Source organism: Enterococcus sp. DIV2449a (assembly GCF_051711225.1).
Classification (GTDB): Bacteria; Bacillota; Bacilli; order Lactobacillales; family Enterococcaceae; genus Enterococcus_D; species Enterococcus_D casseliflavus.
Map to the genome: position 1 here is coordinate 1,322,383 of NZ_JBIOME010000001.1, position 18,916 is coordinate 1,341,298.

Here is an 18,916-nt window from a genome sequence, read left to right on the forward strand (position 1 = left end):
CTCCTGATTTTTATATTTTGTACAATTAGATTGTATGCAATTTAATTGGTAAATGCAAGGGATTTGTTTTCAGCTCGTCTTTTTTTCTAAAAAGGAGGGAATTATGAAATGTATACTGTCCTCTTGGGTGAAACGTGCTATTATAGTTAGTAACACTTGTCATAGAATGAACGAATCAATTGAAACGAAAAATAACCTGCACGAAGGCAAAGAGGGTGGAAAATCATCGTAGACTACATGGAACAACGAGCGGTTGGACGTTATTTTCGATCGCTGACGGATCATTATTCAGGCTATATCCGTCTTTATGGCACCTACACAGAATATCGGGTGATTGCAGGGATTCCTGCTGAAAATGTCATGTTAGAGATTATCGGGGTTGAAAACGGTGTCTTATTGACCCGTGTTAACAATACATTATTTGAAAATGGAAGAGGGTTTTTACAATGATCATTATCCAAATTATTTTAGTTATCTTCGTATTAGTGATTCTGATTTGGCTGATCGCAAGCACTGCTGTGATCGTTCGTCAAGGGGAAGTCAAAGTTGTGGAAAGTTTTGGGAAATATGTTCGAACGTTGGAACCAGGTCTTCATTTTCTTGTTCCGATTTTATATACCGTAAGAGAAAGAGTGTCCTTGAAACAGATTCCTCTGGAGATCGAACCGCAAAGTGCAATTACAAAAGACAACGTAATCGTGCAGATCGATGAAGCAATCAAATACCACGTCACAGATGTTCGTGCCTTTGTTTACGAAAATGAAAACTCCGTTATCTCAATGATTCAAGATGCCCAATCAAACTTACGGGGGATCATCGGGAAAATGGATCTGAACGAGGTTCTAAATGGAACTGAAGAAATCAACGTGGCTCTATTTACTTCAATCAAAGACATCACTGCTGGCTATGGGTTAGCGATCGACCGGATCAATATCGGGGAAATCAAAGTTTCCCAAGAAATCATTGAATCAATGAATAAATTGATCACAGCTTCAAGAGACAAAGAATCCATGATCACAAGAGCCCAAGGGGAGAAATCTTCTTCAGTCTTAAGTGCCGAAGCCAAAGCTTCGCAAATGACGATCGACGCCGAAGCTCGGGCAGAACAAACCCAAATCGATGCAGAGGCGCGGGCAAAACGTGTACGGATCGATGCTGAGGCAGAAGCGGAACGAATCGCGAAAATCACTGAAGCTGAACGCAAACGGATTTTAGCTATCAATGAAGCAATCAAAGAAAGCCAGCTAGACGAGCGCTCCTTATCTTATCTAGGGATCGAAGCCTTTAAAGACGTGGTCAACAGCAATACCAACACGGTCATTCTGCCATCCAATATGACGGAACTAGGAAATATTCCAGTCGTCAAACAACTTTGGGAAAACGCACCATCTAAATCAGCAGAATAACTTCTAAGCGTAACAATTAAAAAAGCTCAAATGCTCCGAGAATAAACCGGCGCATTTGAGCTTTTTTATTTCGTTTTGTCTGCCGCTTGATTATCGACAATCAACAGGGCAATCATGACATAACCGATCCAACTGTCCCGAGAATATAAGATGTAGCGAGGGGACCAAGAAGCGGCATATTTCTGTTTGTATTCCCGCAATCCTTCAAAGGAATAGAAGCGAGACCCGAAGGTGTAAACGAGATAGGCGATCCGCTCTTGCAAGAAACTACTGCGGAAAGTACCAACATTGGCTAATGGTGCCATACCTAAATCGAATTGTTGGTAGCCTTGTTCTTTAAAATAATCAAACAGCTGAATAAACAAGAAATCCATCGTTCCGTTCGGGGCTTTTTCAGGATCGTGACGCATCAGATCAATGGAAGCTAAGCCTGTCTGATAAGTTGGCATAAAGGAGGCAAACGCGACGATCTCTTGTTGCTGATTACGGACGACTGCAATTGGTGCGGTACTCAGATAGGATTCTGAAAAGAATCCAAGGGAGAACCCTTTTTCTTTCCGTCCATCTAGCCAGTTGTCAGAAATTTCCTTAAGGGTGGCAAAGGTTTCGGCTGAAAAGGGTGGAGTGAGCACATCAAAGGTAAAGCCTTCTTTGGTGATCTTGTTGTTCAATGCCCGCTGTCCCTTCATTTTCTTTCCTGAGAGGGTGAAGCTAGGCAGATCCACATAGGCTTTCTCACCGAATTTGATAAAGTCATACCCGAATTCATGCAGTAGCATCAAAATTTCTTCACTACTTTCATAAAAGACTGGCAAGTAATTCCACTGATCCATCTCTGTTAGAAAGGTTTCCAGTGCCTGGGGAAAGTCTGCTTGCTTCCCAGAAGGATCCCCCATGACTAAGCATTTATTATTAAAGGTCGTAAATTGAAAAAAGACCGTCGGCTCGCCGATTTCTGGATAAACGTACACTTGCTTGTCTTTTAAATAGACAAGATGGCTATCGCTATTGCCGCCATAAGTGTTCAAAACATGCTTCACTTTATCGGTGGCGGCACTGACACCGAGTTGGTGCTTTGGTCCCATCAAGTAGCGTGCAAACAACAGCATCGCAACGGCGACGAATAAAATTGCAACGAAGCCTTGGAGCCATAATTTTTCAGAAGGGAAAAGCAAAAAATCCATCGAATGGTGATGCGTCGGATGCCGATTGATATGGGGCATGTTGTAGACCCCGATAATGACATAGAGGATCGTCAACGAACCAATCAGCAAACCATCGATTGTCAGCCATTCCCAAGCGAAAACCAGTTGCTTTCGGAATAACTCGCTTTTTGAAAAAATCATGATCGCCAGTAATAATAGAAGAAACAGCATGGTCGAAAAGCGGAAACCCGCAAAAATAGCATAGCCGATCGTTGCTGCAATCAACAAAAGCGTCGGCACATACGCGCGACTGACACGGGCAGAGATCCCTCGACCGGCAATCAAAAAGAGATAGCCGAGAAAGATACTCGGGTACTGCATCACAAAATTCAAGCGAATCGGATTGAGGTGGGCTAACCATTTGATTTGATCGAAGGCTTCTGGGATCGTGGCGGAAAGCACCAACATCGTTCCAGTCAGATAAAGCAACAACACTTCGATCTTGTGGAACACTTCCAACAACAAGCTTTTTGGAATACCAGAAAAGCGCTGGTTGAGGGAGACACCGACATTTTTTGAGAAAAAAAGCAAACCGATCAAAAAGGGAATGATGTAATAAAACAGACGGAACAGCAAGAGCCAGGCAATGACACTTTCACGGGGAATCTGCAGTGAACCCATTCCCATAATCATCATGACATCAAAGGTTCCCAGTTCCCCAGGAATCATCGAGACGATCCCAATCACAGAAGCAGCGATGAAAAGCGGCAACAGTTGAAACACATCGACCGAGAGACCCATCAACAGACCCGTCGTAAAGAAGGCGGCAAAAACACCTAGCCATTCCAATAAGGAAGCGGCGATCAGCTGCAGACGATCGCGTCGTTGCAGCCCACCTAAGTAGGCATTTTTTTTGGAAAAACTAAGCGCATAGACGATTGGAAAATAAAGACTGCCGCCTAAAAGCCAGATCCAATACTGTTGGAGATAATCGGTCGTGGGACCGAAGAGGACGAATGCCAGCGCAGCAAGCGATAATATCGAAAGACCAGACATCAAATAGATAAAAATCTTCGATATTGCTTGGGCAACGTCTTTGCCTTTTTTTCCTTTGCCATAAAATTCTGACCGTAACCCGATACTGATGAAACCGCCAAAGCCGATCAAATTGTTCATGGTATTGATGATCCAGCTGGTTTCTAGTAAATAGCGGCGTTCAGGTTTGTCCCCTAGTAAGCGATTCAAGACGATATCATATAAGACCATGGGAAAGACACACAGTAAGCCAATGACCGCCATTAATGCCACTCGCCAAAGGGATAGCTGCGCAAACAATTGTTTTAGTTGATCAATCGAGATCGTCTTGCTTAACGAAAGCAGCTCGCCGAACACGATCACGGCGACTGCAATTAAGAAGAGGGTTTTAAACAGTGAGCGGTGGTCGCGGAGCCAAGTAAAGATTCTCATAGTTATTCACCGACCTTTTCTAAAAAAGATAAAACTTTCGTATTAAATACTTCTGGATTTTTTCGTGCAAAACTATGTCCTTGTCCTTTGACGACGATAAAATTGGACTGAGGAATACTGTTTGCAATATAAAAAGAATGGGAAAGCTTGATCGAGTCACGTTTGCCGACCAAAATCAATGTCGGCACACTGAGGTGATTCAAATCGGCTGTAGATAAACCGATTGGACGAAACAACAATCCCAAAATAGGCAGAAAGCCCCGCATGCCTTTGGAGAATGGGGAACAAAGCCAAACGATCAGATATTGCAAGACACTGCCGATTCGAGAAAAGAGCCTCACACCTCGCGGTTCCGTGTTGCCAGAGTTTAAAATCATGCAGCTGACATGCTCTGGGTAGAGATGGCAAAAGACCATCGCCAGATTGGCACCATCGCTAAATCCTAGTAAGGCGATTTTCGTTAGCTTTTCTTGCTGAATAATTGCTAAAAGATCTGTTGCCATTTTAAAAAAATCGATTTTCTTCTGCGTATTAGTGGATTTGCCATGCCCTCGACTATCGATTAAATACAGTTGATGTTTTTGACGCAAGGCGTCGACCTGCTTTGAGAAATAGGCACTGCTGCCGCCATTTCCGTGCAATAAAAAAAGAGGGCGTCCTGAACCGGTTTTCTCGTAATAGAGGACAGACCCGTCCGGTAAGGGCGCGTAACATTTTTCAACTTCCATTTTTTCACCTACTTTCTAAGAGTATACCTTGAAGTCAGGGACGATCACAAATATATCACTAGATAAAATGAGAAAAAATAACAATCTGCTCATCTTTTTTTTACCAGAAGTTCAGGAAAAGGCTTTTTTCTTTACAATGTAAAGAAAAATAATTGGTAAACATAATTAATTTGTTTTCAGAAAATTCTTTACAAACGGACGATCGTTGTCTATAATCGAACTAACTAATTGAGAATGATTTTCATTTACGAAAGAGAGGCTAGCCAATGACCACTATAGCAGATGTTCTGATTATCGGCGGAGGACCCACTGGACTCTATGCGAGTTTTTATGCTGGATTACGTGATCTATCGGTCGTATTGTTTGAAGCACAAGCCGAATTAGGCGGGAAGATCAATTTCTATCCTGAAAAAATGGTCTGGGATGTGGGTGCATTGCCGCCCACCAAGGGAAAGAAAGTCAAAGAACACTTGATTGAACAGGCCAAGTTGTTTGATCCAACGATCTATCTGAAAACGAAAATCATTTCATTGACCAAGGAAGACGACCTTTTTTATGCAGTGGATGACCAAGGGAGGACCCATGTTGGACGCACCGTTTTAGTCTGTATCGGCGGCGGTGTCGTTTCTCCGCAAAAATTGCCATGTTTCATCCATAATAATGTCGACAACTATATCCACTATCAGTTTCCTGACCAGCAAGCGATCCAAGGCAAGCATCTAGTGATCTCTGGCGGCGGTGATGCGGCAGTGGATTATGCGATCGAAGCAGTGTCTTATGGTGCCAAAGTCACCCTGTGTTACCGAGGAGAAAAATTGAAAGCTCATGAAGCACAAGTAAAGAAGATGAAAGCAGAAGGGATTCAAGTGCTGATGAATCACACCATCGATGGGGTGAATCAAGCCGAAACATTCAATATGGTTCTACGACTAAAAAACAGTGCCAACCATGAAACGATCGATTTTTTATGCGATCATCTACTGATCCAACACGGGTATGACCGTGACAGTGGCTTGTTAGATAAAGTCTCCTTTGATCTTGCACGCCATGAAGACTTTTACCTCAATTGCGAGATTCCTACAAAAACTAGCCATCCTGGTGTTTTTGCGGCAGGCGACATTCATTATTTCAAAGGCAAAGTGAATCTTTTGGCGGGAGCCTTTCAAGATGCTGCGCAAGCAGTCAACCAAATCAAACACTATTTAGAGCCGACCAGTGTCCCACAGGCGACGGTTTCATCCCACAATGAGAAATTCAGTGAAAGAAATCGCCAGTTGTTGGTGAATGAGTAGCCATGCTTCTTTGTGAAAGAAAAAGTAGAAAAAGCAGGAGTCCCTTATGGGTCCTGCTTTTTTGGTGTCCTCAGAACAGAAATTCGTTTCACTAGAAGTGAATGTTTGCCGCTCCTAAAAAATAAAATCTCTCAAATAAATGATGCAAACTGTGAAAATTTCAGCTATTATTTTCAAGTTGACTATTTGGAGGGGATGACATGAATCAAACAAGATACGCAGAATTAAAACAAGCAGAAAGAGGCGCCATCTTAAGTATCGTTGCTTACATTTTGGTTTCCATCGCCAAACTTGCCATCGGTCGTTTGGCAAACTCTGAAGGACTATGGGCAGATGGGTTGAACAATGCGACGGATATCGTAGCGTCGATCGCTGTCTTGATTGGTTTGCGTTTGGCTCAAAAGCCAGCAGATGAAGACCATAAATATGGTCATTGGAAAGCAGAAAATGTGGCAAGTCTCGTAACATCCTTGATTATGCTGGCAGTCGGTCTGCAGGTCTTATGGTCCTCCATTCAAACGATTCTACTCGGAGAAACGCAAAGTCCCGATATGATCGCGGCAGTCGTCGGTATCATTTCAGCTATTTTGATGTATGGCATGTATTACTATAATAAGCGATTATCCGCTCGCGTAAAAAGCTCCGCTCTGCTAGCAGCTGCGAAAGACAACCGCAGCGATGCGTGGACGAGTATTGGAACTGCGATCGCTATTTTTGCCGCCTCATTTGGTATCGGTTGGTTGGACAGTTTGACTGCGATCGTGGTAGCTCTTTTGATTATCAAAACCGCCGTCGATATTTTTCGTGAGAGTGCCTTTTCACTTTCTGATGGGTTTGATGAATCGTTAGTCGTGGAGTATGAAGCGGCAATCGCTGGTTTTTCTGAAGTGAAATCTGTCAAATCGATTCGAGGAAGAATGTATGGCGCCAATGTTTTTCTCGATGTCGTCGTGACGATGGACAAATCTTTGACGGTTGAAAAGAGTCATAACGTTGCAGATGCTATTGAAGATCTCTTAGCTGATCGTTTTCAGGTGTTTGATACTGACATCCACATCGAGCCTGCTACCGAATAAATTTTCTGGCAAAACCTTGATAGGACAAGGATGTAAACTACCCGTTTCCTGTTTGTAAACTGAAAAGTTCTTACGGAACCTGCTCATTCATGGCAAACTAGAGGTAACAAAGGAAGAAAGTAGGGAGCCCTATGAATAATAAGCAGGTAGTAGAAAATGAATTAGTTATTTCTTTAGATAAAATGGATGAAACAGAAATGATGGCACTTTGCCAACAATATATTGCGGCTATTGATGATAGCCAAGTCCTCTTCGCTTTACTGAAAAAAGTTCAAGCCTCAAAAGCAGCAGTAAGTAAATAAAAAACAAACCGGCATCTTATGCATTGATGTTCCCCTCAGCGAAAGCGAAAGGCGCATTGATCAACAGGAAAAGATGCCGGTTTTTTTTAAATTTGTTTGAGTCTTTTTAAAAACTTTTAAAGGACGTTTAATAGTGCGATTAACCCATAGATGATCAAAGAGGCTATTCCTAGAGGAACAATGCGTCGGAATATAATCTCTTTCAAGCGCTTGCCTGCTTGTCGTTCTTTTTCATAGTTAGGATCATGGGCATGCGCTTTAAATTGCTGAGGAGAACGAGAGAAGATCAAGCCGTTGGTCATCGATAAAACCCAGCCAATCAACGCCATGAAGAACGAAACAAAAATGATTGCCAGTAAAAGTAGTTGCAAGAGCTGCATCGTGTTGCTACCTCCTTTTCGTCACCATTTTTTCACTTCTAGTTTACCATCTTTTGAGACATTTTGGGGTCTTTGTTCCACGTGCCCTTTCTTTTTTTTCCTTATCCCTTATAATAGAGATATTTATAAACGAGTTTTTGTTTCGTGCAGCAGAAAGAAGGGGTTCTTATGGCAATCACAAAAAAAATCGTTCAATCACCTGAAGATTTCCAAACGTTGGATCGTTTGATCAAAGAAATCTGGCCCGAAGTGTTTACACCTATCATTGGGTCCGATCAAGTCGCGTATATGCTGGCTCATTACCAATCACCAGCAGCGATTCAAAACGAAGTCCAGCAAGGAGCAGTCTATCTTTTGTTATTAGAAGGAGACCGAGCAGTAGGATATACAGCGTATGAAGAAACGCAGCAACAGATTTATTTAAGTAAATTGTATCTCCATCAATCCACTAGAGGCAAAGGCTATGCCAGCCAAGTCTTTGATTGGTATGAGGAGATCGCCTCAGGCAAAACACTGCATTTAAACGTCAACAAACAAAACCAGCAGGCGATCGCTGTTTATGAGCATCGCGGCTTTACGCGTGTTTCTGAACGTACTGTTACGATTGGTTCGGGGTTTGTGATGGATGATTTTATTTATGAGAAGAAGATGGTTTGAAGGCGAAGGTGCGCAGCAAGGAGAAAACTGATGGAACTCACTGCCGAGAATAAGTCATTTAGTAAGAAAGAATGGCAACTATTTCAGTACGTATTAAATCAGCAAGCAGAAGTCTGTTCGATGTCTATTCGTGAGTTGGCGGATGCAACAAAAACTAGCTCAACGACTGTTCTACGGTTTTGTCGAAAATTTGATTGCGAAGGTTTTTCAGAATTTAAAATCAAGCTGAAAAAGACGTTACAGAAACAAGGAAAGACTGATCGATTATTCAAACAAGATAAAAAAGCCCTGCACTATTTTTTTGAACGTATGGATGAATCCTTCTATCGAGAAACATTATTAACGATTGCTAAACGAATAAGCAAAACAAAACTTTTGATCTTAGCCAGTGATAGGGAATCAACACTTGCTTTGACCTATGCCCAACAAAAGTTTGCACGTTTAGATAAGATCGTGAGCGTAGAGGAAGAAGCAGCACCGATTAAATCTGTTTGGCGAACCTTAAGTAGCGAAGCCACGTTGCTGGTTTTTTCTAATAAAGGCGCCGATCCATTCCTTGAATCCTTGATTACTGAATGTACCACCGCTGGAATTTCGACCATTTCACTAACAAATCGTTCAACAACGTCAATTGCCAAACTTTCTGAGCGAAACTTTGCTTATTATTTTTCCGATAATCAAGCAGCTGATTCATTGTCCTCACAAATTCCAGCCATTTATTTGGTGGAACTTTTATTTGATTTAGTTACAGATTGTGAAGATCGCTGAATAAATGAAACTACCTGCGCCTATCAGAGAAGTTCTTCTGATAGGCGTATTCTTTTGGCAATTTTTTCAATTAAATAGATTGCTGGTAGTTGAGAAGTCAGTTCAATGGTTTTCTCTTTTTTCTGACTGGCTTTAAAAATAGTCTCTCTTTCGATGTAATAGGGCACCGTTAAGTCGGATAACTGGCTGATGGTTGAATCTTCAGTATTCGTGATGGCAATAATCTGACAATCTTTTTGATTTAACTTTTGTAAGTATCGAATCATTTCTTGTGTTTCCCCAGAAATAGACAAAACAATGATACCGGTTTTGCACAATATGTCTTCTGGAAACCAGTCGATAGGATAATTTGAGGGATCGTCAACTTTTAATGCCGTTTTTCCCAAGTCAGTAAAATAGAGTGCGCCATATTCCGCAATCGTTTCAGATAAGCCTGATCCAATAAATAGCACGAAGCTTTTGTTCTTAAGAATCTCTGTTGCTCGATCGATTCTTTCAGATAAAAAGGGCTGGTTTACTCGCTTCAAGAAATCAATTGTTTGGGATTCATCACTATCGGATATTTTAGATTTTACGAGAGAATCTAAGTAAAAGCGCAAATTGATCTTAAATTCAGTAAACGTATCACATTCAAATTTCTTGCAAAAACGGCTAATACTAGCAGTACTGGTATGGGTCTCTTTGGCAAGTTCTTTCATCTTCATTTTAGACACTGAAGCCAAGTTTTTTGATACAAATCGGTAAACCTCGTATTCTAGTGCAGTAAGTTCAGGATTGTAGTCAAGAAAAAGCATGATGCACCTCCGTAACAAAGTGTTTTTTTTGTGGAACAAATGACAAGGGATGAAAACGTTCTCTATTTAGGATTATAACATTATATTGATTTTACTTCATGCTATACTTTCGTTGTTCAATAATGTAAGCGGATGCTTCGCTTAGTAAAAAAGGAATTGTAGGAGGGCGACATGGCGTATAATTTTTCGAAGGACTTTTTCTGGGGTGCAGCAACGAGTGCGACACAATCAGAAGGAACGATAGCTGGAGACAATAAAGGAGAAAACATTTGGGATTATGCCTCAAAAAACTATAACCATCGGTTTTTTGAAGGAGTTACAACAGAACATACATCAAGGTTTTATCAGGAAATGGAAGCGGATTTGGATCGAATGGCGGCACTTTCTTTTAATTCTTTTCGGACTTCGATCTCTTGGTCACGTCTTATTCCCGAAGGTACAGGGGAAGTTAATCCTGAAGCTGTTGACTTTTATACCAGAATGCTTGATGGGTTAAATCAAAGAGGCATCAAACCGTTTATCAATCTTTATCACTTTGACATGCCAATGAAATTACAAGAAATCGGCGGATTTGAAAATCGTGAGGTCATCGAAGCGTATCGGGCGTATGCGAAAATTTGTTTTGATCTATTTCATGAGAAAGTTGCGTACTGGTTTACCTTTAATGAGCCGATGATTCCAGCAGAAGCCGGCTATTTGCATGACCGACACTATCCTTATGTAGTAGATTTTAAACGGGCGGCACAAGTACTTCACCATATCATCCTTGCTCACTGTGAGGCAGTTAAGGTCTTTCGACAAGGAACTTATCAAGGAAAAATCGGTATCATCATGGATGTGATCCCAGTTTACCCAAGAAGCCAGCATCCTGCCGACTTAAAAGCAGCGGAAATGGCAGACCTCTTCTATACTCGCTCCCTTAATGAAGCGATTTTAAAAGGTCGTTACCCACAGGAGTTAAAGGCTATTTTAACGCGCTACGACCAAATGCCACGAGTGGAAGAACAAGATCTTGCTTTGATTGCTGAAACAACGATTGATCTGTTAGGGATCAATTATTACCGTCCACGGCGAGTGAAAGCCAAAGAATCTTTGCCTAATCCCGAGGGAGTTTTCTCACCAGAATGGTTTTACGATGATTACGAGATGCCTGGCAGAAGAATGAATACTTCAAGGGGGATTGAGATTTATCCTCATGGCTTGTATGATATCGCTAAAAAAATCCAGTTAGAATATGGGAATATTGATTGGTTTGTTTCAGAAAATGGCATCGGAATCCAGGGAGAAGAAACATTTATCGAAGGGGGGCAAGTGCAAGACAACTACCGAATTGCTTTTTTAAAAGAGCATTTAATTGAGCTTCATCAAGCAATGATGGAGGGGAGTAACTGTCTGGGGTATCACATGTGGACATTTGTGGACTGTTGGAGTTGGCAGAATGCGTTCAAAAATCGCTATGGCTTTTATCGTCTGGATTTAGAAACTGGAGAAAAAACGATGAAAAAGTCTGGCCTATGGTTTAAAGAAGTGATTCAAAAAAATGGTTTTTCAAACGAATTTTAGGAGGGTTTTATAATGAAAGTTTTAGACTCGGTCGCAATGAAGTTATTACCGATTGCCAATGCTATTGGACAGCAGCGGCACTTGCAGGCTATTCGAAATGGGTTGATTTCTATTTTACCGCTCACGATCGTTGGCTCTTTTTTCACTATTATTTTAAATTTGCCGATTCCTGGTTATACCGAATGGGTCGCTCCTTGTTTACCGGCACTTGACATTCCTTTTCGATTTACGGTGGGGTTAATGTCTCTTTATGCCTCATTTACGATTGGCTCCAACTTAGGTGCTAGTTACAAACTCGATCGGATAACAAGTGGGTTTTTATCCATGTTAGCGACGATTTTAATGGTCGTTCCGATCAATTTGGCGGAAGGCATCAGCACGACAGGAGATGCCGTACTTGCAGGAAGGTATTTACCCATCGCTTCCCTTGGATCCCAAGGATTATTCGGTGCGATCATTGCGGCGCTAGTTTCAGTAGAGATTTATCATTTTACAAAAGCAAAAAACTTGGAAATCAAGATGCCAGAAGGCGTACCGCCTGTTGTAGGCGAATCCTTTGCGGCACTCCTACCAACCTTGCTGGTTATCTTAGTCTTTTGGATTCCGCGCCACTTTTTCGGCTTTGATTTAAATGGATTGCTGACGATCGCCATCTCTCCTTTAAAAGGTTTCTTAACAGGTAATAATTTGATAGGCGGAATCATCACACAATTTGTTATCTGCGTTTTCTGGGTATTGGGTATTCATGGCCATGCCGTTTTAGGACCCATCATTCGTCCATTTTGGGATCAAGCAATTTTAGAAAATGCGGAATTATTCCAAAACGGTATGTCTGCCTTTGATCTACCAAATCTTTTTACCGAACAATTTTATCAATGGTATGCGCAAATGGGTGGTACTGGATCAACGCTTGCATTGGTTGTTTTGTTTATGTTCTCTCGTTCAAACTATTTAAAACAATTGGGTCGTCTTTCCATTTTACCAGGGATTTTTAATATTAATGAACCGATGATCTTTGGGACGCCAATTGTGATGAATCCACTGTTGGCAATTCCGTTTATTCTTGTGCCAATCGCTAATACTATCTTAGTCTATATCGTTACCGCTTTAGATTGGATGCCTAAGATGATGGTCAAACCACCATTTTCGATTCCCGCACCTCTTGGCGCATTGATTACCTCAAATTGGAATTGGGTTGCTTGTTTGATGGTCTTCGTCTGTTTCTTCGTTTCATTAGCGATTTACTATCCATTCTTTAAAGCATTTGAGAAACTTCAAGTGGCGCAAGAGCTAGAAACAGCTAAAGAAGGTGAGTAGAATGGTTCTAGTAGTGAGTTGTTTGCTCTTGATTTTTCTGACCCATCTTCTTTTAGAAAAAAATAATGCCAAAATCACGCTGGCTTTTTGGAAACTGTTACTTGTTTCCTTACTTTTCTTACTCAGTTTGTTTTTCTTGTTGATCCGCACTCCTTTGGCACCAGTTTTCATTTTGTTACTTATTATCAATTGTACCGTCATCCAAAATCGTTTTATGTATCAGTATCGACCGAAAAGACAACGATAGGACGCTTGATGGTTACTGTAGGAAATGATATTGCGAAAAGATTATTCTATCTACTGTTTAAAAAACTATTTACGAACCCAGATCCTCTGTGCTATTATCCTTGTATAAACATTATAATGTTATAAACTAAGGAGGCAATTATGAAAGGGTTTGTAGAATTTATTGAACAGAAGTTGATGCCGATTGCAAATAAAGTGGGGATGCAACGGCACATGGTAGCGATTCGTAAGGGGATCATCGCTACGTTACCGTTAACGATCGTTGGGTCTTTCTTCACGATCTTGCTGAATTTTCCCATCGAATCAGTCGCTGCGGTGATCGAACCGTATCGGGAAGTTTTGGATATTCCCTTTCGTTATACAGTCGGATTATTGGCATTGTATGCAACATATGGGATTGCTTCATCGCTAGCCAAAAGCTACAAGCTGGATTCATTGACTGCGGGTATCTTAGCAACGATGTCCTTTCTTGTAACCGCTGCACCACCATTGCGAGTCTTTGATTCTGTGGAAGGCATCATTGATGCGGGACGTTATATCAATGTGGCAAATTTAGGGTCAGGCTCTTTGTTTGGCGCGATCGTCACGGCAATCTTGTCCGTTGAAATCTATCATTTCTTTATCGTAAAAAACATTACCATCAAAATGCCAGATGGCGTGCCACCAGAAGTGACCAATTCATTCATGGCGTTGATTCCTGGAGGAGCGATCTTGATTTTGTTCTGGGTGATCCGTCATATGTTAGGCTTTGACATCAATGGCTTTTTAAGTAACTTGTTGATGCCGTTAAAAGACGTGCTAGCTGGTAACAGCTTGTTTGGTGGTTTATTGACTGTCTTCTTGATCTGTTTCTTCTGGGTACTGGGAATTCATGGACCAGCCATCATGGGTCCTGTCATTCGTCCATTCTGGGATATTTCCATTGCTGAAAATATGGAAGCGTTCCAAGCATCTGGCAATGCGCATGAATTGCCTAATATTTTTACGGAACAATTTTTACAATGGTTCGTCTGGATCGGTGGAGCCGGTACGACCTTAGCGTTGGTCGTTTTGTTCTTCTTCTCCAAATCAAAATACTTGAAACAATTGGGCCGTTTGTCCATCTTGCCAGGCCTATTCAATATCAATGAACCAGTGATTTTTGGTGCACCGATCGTAATGAACCCAATCTTAGGCATTCCGTTCTTGGTGGCACCATTGATTACGACAACGATTTCTTACTTCGCGACTATTACGGGTGTCGTACCTATGATGGCTGCCAGACTTGGGTTTGCCATTCCAGCACCAATCGCCGCCTGGATGAGTACGGACTGGAGTATCGCAGCAGCGATTTTAGTAATCGTCAACTTCTTTATCACACTCGCAATCTACTACCCATTCTTTAAAGTCTTTGAGAAACAGCAGATTGCCCGCGAACAAGAAGAAGAAACAGCCGCTTAAGCAAGAAAAAAAAGAGTGAGGTGCAAACATGGGGATTTATGCCATTTGTTTATTTTTTGGTTGTCAAATTTGGTTAACAAAATCAGCACAAAGGAAAAAAATTCAAGAAGTGCCGTTTTGGCGGATGCTTTTGTTTGGGATTCTTGGCGTTGCTGCAGCGATCCTACTGAGCCGTCAGTTTCCGTGGGGACCATTTTTGACGATGACGGCGACGATTGTTTGCAGTTCGCTTTTACTGACACGTTTTACTGCTTTTTATGAAGAAATGAGGATGAGATAAGTTGAAAAGACAACTAGGAGTATCGGTGTATCCCGATCACAGTGATTTTGAAACAGACAAAGCCTATCTGCAATTAGCCCATGAATATGGCTTTAGCCGCATTTTTATGAGTATGCTGGAAGTGAGTGACGGCAAAGAAAACGTACAGAAAAAATTTAAAGCGTTGATTGATTTTGCCAAAGGATTAGGCTATGAAACGATTTTAGACGTGGCACCAGCCATCTTTTCTGAACTAGGCATCTCCTATGATGACTTGACCTTTTTCCATGAACTAGGTGCCGATGGGATTCGTTTAGATTTAGGCTTTGACGGCAATAAAGAAGCGATGTTGACCTACAATCCCTTTGGCTTAGCTGTTGAATTGAATATGAGCAATGATGTGGCGTATTTAGACAATATTTTGACCTATCAAGCCAACATTCCTTACTTATATGGCTGCCACAATTTCTATCCGCAAGAAGGGACTGCCTTGCCCTATGATTTCTTTGAAAAATGCAGTCGTCGTTTCAAGGAAAAAGGCATTCGAACCGCCGCATTTATCTCTTCTCAAACGGGAACGATCGGTCCTTGGGATATCAATGATGGCTTACCGACCTTAGAAATGCACCGGAAAATCCCTGTAGAAACTGCCGCAAAGCATTTGTTTGCCACAGGCTTGATCGACGATGTCATTATCGGAAATGCTTATGCTTCTGAAGCAGAATTGGCAGCGCTAGGAGCGATTGATCGCTACCAGACTGCATTTGCTATTGGATTTGTGCCTGAAATCAATGAAGTTGAACGCCAAATCGCCCTGGACGAGCAGCATTATCGTCGAGGCGACATCACCGATCGGATGATCCGTTCCACAGAAGTTCGTAAAAAGTATAAGAACCATGACAATCCTGTCCATGACCACGAAGGCGTCTTTCAACGAGGGGACGTTGTGATCGGCAACGATCATTTTGGCAAGTACAAAAACGAGCTGCAAGTCGTGCTGGAGCCTCACTCAGATCCACGAAAAAATAAAATCGGTTCGATCGTCGAACAAGAGTTAGTTCTGCTGCCCTTTATCCATCCTTGGTCGAAATTCACTTTCACAGAGAGGAAGGTGTAGCAAGATGTTTGATTTGATTATTCGTCAAGCTCGCACAATCGATGAAAAAGTATTTGATATTGGGATTCAAAACGGGAAAATCACTGCTTTGGCACCCACGTTGCAGGAGCCGGCAAAACAAGAGCTGACCTTAGTAGAAGGGGAGTTCTTGTCAGCTGGTTGGATCGATGACCATGTCCATTGTTTCGAGGAAATGACGCTCTATTATGATTATCCAGACGAGATTGGTGTCAAACAAGGCGTCACGACCGTTATCGATGCGGGGACGACTGGCGCCGAAAATATCCATCGGTTTTATGATTTAGCCAAAGAAGCCAAAACCAATGTCTTTGCTTTAGTCAACATTTCCAAATGGGGGATCGTAGAGCAGGATGAACTTGCGGATCTGTCAAAAGTCAAAAAAGAATTGGTCAAAGAAGCGCTGCAGAAGTTTCCTGACTTTATCGTTGGGATCAAAGCCCGAATGAGCAAAACGGTGATCGGCGAAAATGGCATCACGCCGTTGAAATTAGCCAAAGCGATCCAAGCTGAAAATCAACCGCTGCCTCTGATGGTCCATATTGGTTCAGCACCACCGAATTTAGCAGAGATTCTCGCTGAATTGGAAGCAGGCGATGTGGTGACCCATTGCTTTAACGGCAAAGCCAATGGGATTTTGGATCAGACGAACCAAACCATCAAGCCTTTCGTCTTTGACGCCTATGAAAAAGGCTTGGTCTTTGATATTGGTCATGGGACAGACAGTTTCAATTTTGACGTGGCGGAGACGGCCTTTGCCAATCAGCTGAAGTCTTCTTCCATTAGTACGGATATCTACATCCGCAATCGTACCAATGGACCAGTCTTTGATTTAGCGACGACTATGGAAAAATTAGCGGTCGTAGGGTATGATTGGCGTGAGATCATCGAGAAGGTGACCAGTGCCCCTGCGAAGCAATTTCATTTACAAAACAAAGGCGAAATCGCATTGGGGTATGATGCTGATTTTACGATTTTCCGCTTTGAAGCGGGCGAAAAGGAATTGACGGATTCTAACGGCAATCGTCGAATCACGAGACAACAGATCGTGCCGCAAAAAGCGGTGATAGGAGGGGAACTTTTTGACACTGAATATTGAAGAATTAGGCTTGAAAGAAGTCATCAATGCTTCTGGCAAAATGACGATTCTAGGTGTCTCGAAAGTCAGCGAAAGTGTGCTTGCAGCCCAGCGCTATGGCGGGGAGCATTTCTTTGAAATGGCAGATCTAGCAGAAAAAACCGGAGCCTATTTAGCAGAATTGTTGAACACGGAAGATGCACAGATCGTTTCTTCCGCTTCAGCGGGGATCGCCCAATCAGTGGCGGCGCTCATTGGTCAAGGCGACAGCTATCATTTGTATCATCCATATAGTGAGAAAATCAGTAAGCGGGAGATTATTTTGCCCAAAGGCCACAACGTAGATTATGGCACACCAGTGGAAGTGATGGTGGCACAAGGCGGTGGGAAGGTCGTGGAAGCAGGCTATGCCAATATGTGTACACCCGAGCACATTGAAGAGATGATTACGCCCGAAACGGCGGGGATCCTCTACATAAAGAGTCATCACACCGTTCAAAAAAGTATGCTGACGGTAGCAGAAACGGCCCAAGTTGCCAAGGCACACGATCTTCCATTGATCGTTGATGCGGCTGCTGAGGAAGATTTGTTTGCCTATACCCAAGCTGGTGCTGATTTAGTGATCTATTCAGGTGCGAAAGCACTGTCAGGACCGAGTGCTGGCTTAGTGATCGGCAAGCAGCCCTATGTCTCTTGGGTGCGCCTGCAATCCAAAGGGATAGGTCGAGCAATGAAAATCGGTAAAGACAATATTCTCGGATTTACCCAAGCCGTGACGGATTATCTAGCGGAGGGAACAGAATCTGGCGCTTCGATGCAAGAGCGTCTGCAACCATTTATTGCGGCAATCAATGAAATCACTGGTTTCGAAGCAAAAATCGTTCAAGACAGCGCGGGCAGAGACATTTATCGGGCGAGTGTTAAAGTGAAAGAACCAAGTGCCAAAGCAGTGATCGACGCGCTAAAAGTAGGAGAACCAGCGATTTATACCCGTGAGTACCAAGCCAATAACGGCATTATTGAATTTGATATCCGAGCAGTCAATGAACAAGAAATGGCAGTGATCACTGATCGCTTACAAGAAATTATGTTAGGAGCAACCCAAAAATGAAAACTTCACCCAATTATTTCGCTGACCGTGTCTGTCTAAATGTGTTAGCAAACTCCATCGACAATGCGAAAGCTTGTTACGAAGCAGCAGAGGGCAACATCGTCCTAGGTGTTTTATCAAAAAACTATGATAGTGACGAGGCGGCTATCGCTGACATGAAGAACTATCAAGCGGCAACAAATAATGCCCTTTCTGTAGGGCTTGGTGCTGGCGACCCCAATCAAAGTGAAATGGTCTCCCGAATTTCCGCTGTTCTTCAACCACAGCATGTTAACCAAGTGTTCACGGGAGCGGGGACCTCACGAGCTTTGCTAGGACAATCTGAAACGATCGTCAATGCCCTGGTTTCACCAACGGGAAAAGTCGGCTATGTCAATATTGCGACTGGTCCATTGAGTTCACAAACTCCAGCTGCAGAAGTCCCAGTCGAAACAGCGATCGCTTTATTAAAAGACATGGGCGCTAGTTCTATCAAGTATTTTCCAATGAAAGGGTTGGCTCATAAAGCAGAATATCAAGCGGTAGCCGAGGCTTGTGCTGCGAATGATTTTTATTTGGAACCGACCGGCGGTATCGATTTAGAAAACTTCGAAGAAATCTTGCAGATCGCTGTTGATGCAGGCGTGAAAAAAATCATTCCGCATATTTACAGCTCGATCATCGATGGAGAAACAGGGGACACACGCCCTGGAGATGTACAGACATTAGCAGAAATGACGAAAAAGGTGTTGGCAGCAGCCAAATAGGGGGGA

General features: G+C 42.5%; 20 protein-coding genes. 16 read left to right on the top strand and 4 right to left on the bottom strand.

Annotated features, from left to right (window positions below; translation table 11 throughout):
* Positions 1-237 precede the first annotated feature (237 nt).
* Both IGI76_RS06165 and IGI76_RS06170 read left to right on the top strand, forming a co-directional pair.
* Positions 238-450, top strand: a complete 213-nt coding sequence (locus IGI76_RS06165; protein WP_005225691.1) for a hypothetical protein — start codon at positions 238-240, stop codon at positions 448-450.
* A complete protein-coding gene (locus IGI76_RS06170; protein ID WP_194192964.1) occupies positions 447-1,406 on the top strand; it encodes an SPFH domain-containing protein in 960 nt (319 codons plus the stop codon). The genes IGI76_RS06165 and IGI76_RS06170 overlap by 4 nt, the downstream gene beginning before the upstream one ends.
* A gap of 65 nt (positions 1,407-1,471) precedes the next feature.
* On the opposite strand, the gene mprF is transcribed toward IGI76_RS06170, so the two are convergent.
* The gene (gene mprF / locus IGI76_RS06175) at positions 1,472-4,018 is read right to left on the bottom strand and encodes a bifunctional lysylphosphatidylglycerol flippase/synthetase MprF (RefSeq protein ID WP_438781216.1); all 2,547 of its coding nucleotides are present in this window, start codon (positions 4,016-4,018) and stop codon (positions 1,472-1,474) included.
* Between the two features lie 2 nt (positions 4,019-4,020).
* Positions 4,021-4,746: an alpha/beta fold hydrolase gene (locus tag IGI76_RS06180; protein WP_005225694.1), complete on the bottom strand. Its 726-nt coding sequence runs from the start codon at positions 4,744-4,746 to the stop codon at positions 4,021-4,023.
* Between the two features lie 266 nt (positions 4,747-5,012).
* Here IGI76_RS06180 and IGI76_RS06185 point away from each other — a divergent pair, with 266 nt between their 5' ends.
* The 3 genes from IGI76_RS06185 (at position 5,013) to IGI76_RS06195 (ending at position 7,416) form a co-directional block, all read left to right on the top strand.
* On the top strand, positions 5,013-6,038 hold the full coding sequence (locus IGI76_RS06185; protein WP_438781217.1) for an NAD(P)/FAD-dependent oxidoreductase: 1,026 nt from the start codon (positions 5,013-5,015) through the stop codon (positions 6,036-6,038).
* 200 nt (positions 6,039-6,238) lie between these two features.
* Positions 6,239-7,114: a cation diffusion facilitator family transporter gene (locus IGI76_RS06190; protein ID WP_005225697.1), complete on the top strand. Its 876-nt coding sequence runs from the start codon at positions 6,239-6,241 to the stop codon at positions 7,112-7,114.
* 131 nt (positions 7,115-7,245) lie between these two features.
* The gene (locus IGI76_RS06195) at positions 7,246-7,416 is read left to right on the top strand and encodes a hypothetical protein (RefSeq protein WP_005225698.1); all 171 of its coding nucleotides are present in this window, start codon (positions 7,246-7,248) and stop codon (positions 7,414-7,416) included.
* 116 nt (positions 7,417-7,532) lie between these two features.
* Here IGI76_RS06195 and IGI76_RS06200 read toward each other — a convergent pair whose 3' ends face one another.
* Complete coding sequence (locus IGI76_RS06200; protein WP_015509456.1) at positions 7,533-7,796, bottom strand: hypothetical protein; 264 nt, start codon at positions 7,794-7,796, stop codon at positions 7,533-7,535.
* Positions 7,797-7,964: 168 nt separating this feature from the next.
* Between IGI76_RS06200 and IGI76_RS06205 the strand changes: the two genes are divergently transcribed.
* Positions 7,965-8,453 (top strand): GNAT family N-acetyltransferase, encoded by a 489-nt coding sequence (locus tag IGI76_RS06205; protein WP_086338388.1) that lies wholly within the window; start codon positions 7,965-7,967, stop codon positions 8,451-8,453.
* A gap of 30 nt (positions 8,454-8,483) precedes the next feature.
* Positions 8,484-9,221, top strand: coding sequence for a MurR/RpiR family transcriptional regulator (locus IGI76_RS06210; RefSeq protein ID WP_015509457.1), 738 nt, complete (start codon positions 8,484-8,486; stop codon positions 9,219-9,221).
* 23 nt (positions 9,222-9,244) lie between these two features.
* Here the strand turns inward: IGI76_RS06210 and IGI76_RS06215 are convergent, their stop codons facing one another.
* Entirely contained in the window at positions 9,245-10,015 is a 771-nt protein-coding gene (locus tag IGI76_RS06215; protein ID WP_015509458.1) for a MurR/RpiR family transcriptional regulator, read from the bottom strand.
* A gap of 171 nt (positions 10,016-10,186) precedes the next feature.
* Between IGI76_RS06215 and IGI76_RS06220 the strand changes: the two genes are divergently transcribed.
* The 9 genes from IGI76_RS06220 to dagF all read left to right on the top strand — a co-directional run bounded on the left by IGI76_RS06220 (position 10,187) and on the right by dagF (position 18,910).
* Complete coding sequence (locus IGI76_RS06220; protein WP_194192961.1) at positions 10,187-11,578, top strand: glycoside hydrolase family 1 protein; 1,392 nt, start codon at positions 10,187-10,189, stop codon at positions 11,576-11,578.
* Positions 11,579-11,590: 12 nt separating this feature from the next.
* Positions 11,591-12,895, top strand: coding sequence for a PTS sugar transporter subunit IIC (locus tag IGI76_RS06225; protein WP_413130788.1), 1,305 nt, complete (start codon positions 11,591-11,593; stop codon positions 12,893-12,895).
* 1 nt (position 12,896) lies between these two features.
* Positions 12,897-13,142: a hypothetical protein gene (locus IGI76_RS06230; RefSeq protein ID WP_060792480.1), complete on the top strand. Its 246-nt coding sequence runs from the start codon at positions 12,897-12,899 to the stop codon at positions 13,140-13,142.
* Positions 13,143-13,282: 140 nt separating this feature from the next.
* Positions 13,283-14,581, top strand: coding sequence for a PTS sugar transporter subunit IIC (locus IGI76_RS06235; protein WP_438781221.1), 1,299 nt, complete (start codon positions 13,283-13,285; stop codon positions 14,579-14,581).
* Between the two features lie 28 nt (positions 14,582-14,609).
* Positions 14,610-14,861, top strand: coding sequence for a hypothetical protein (locus tag IGI76_RS06240; RefSeq protein WP_438781223.1), 252 nt, complete (start codon positions 14,610-14,612; stop codon positions 14,859-14,861).
* Position 14,862: 1 nt separating this feature from the next.
* Positions 14,863-15,957 (top strand): DUF871 domain-containing protein, encoded by a 1,095-nt coding sequence (locus tag IGI76_RS06245; protein ID WP_194192959.1) that lies wholly within the window; start codon positions 14,863-14,865, stop codon positions 15,955-15,957.
* Positions 15,958-15,961: 4 nt separating this feature from the next.
* Positions 15,962-17,074, top strand: a complete 1,113-nt coding sequence (locus tag IGI76_RS06250; RefSeq protein ID WP_194192958.1) for an amidohydrolase/deacetylase family metallohydrolase — start codon at positions 15,962-15,964, stop codon at positions 17,072-17,074.
* Positions 17,058-18,164, top strand: a complete 1,107-nt coding sequence (locus tag IGI76_RS06255; protein WP_194192957.1) for a DgaE family pyridoxal phosphate-dependent ammonia lyase — start codon at positions 17,058-17,060, stop codon at positions 18,162-18,164. Before IGI76_RS06250 ends, IGI76_RS06255 begins: the two co-directional genes overlap by 17 nt.
* A complete protein-coding gene (gene dagF, locus IGI76_RS06260; protein WP_081116733.1) occupies positions 18,161-18,910 on the top strand; it encodes a 2-dehydro-3-deoxy-phosphogluconate aldolase in 750 nt (249 codons plus the stop codon). The genes IGI76_RS06255 and dagF overlap by 4 nt, the downstream gene beginning before the upstream one ends.
* The last annotated feature ends 6 nt before the right edge of the window (positions 18,911-18,916 follow it).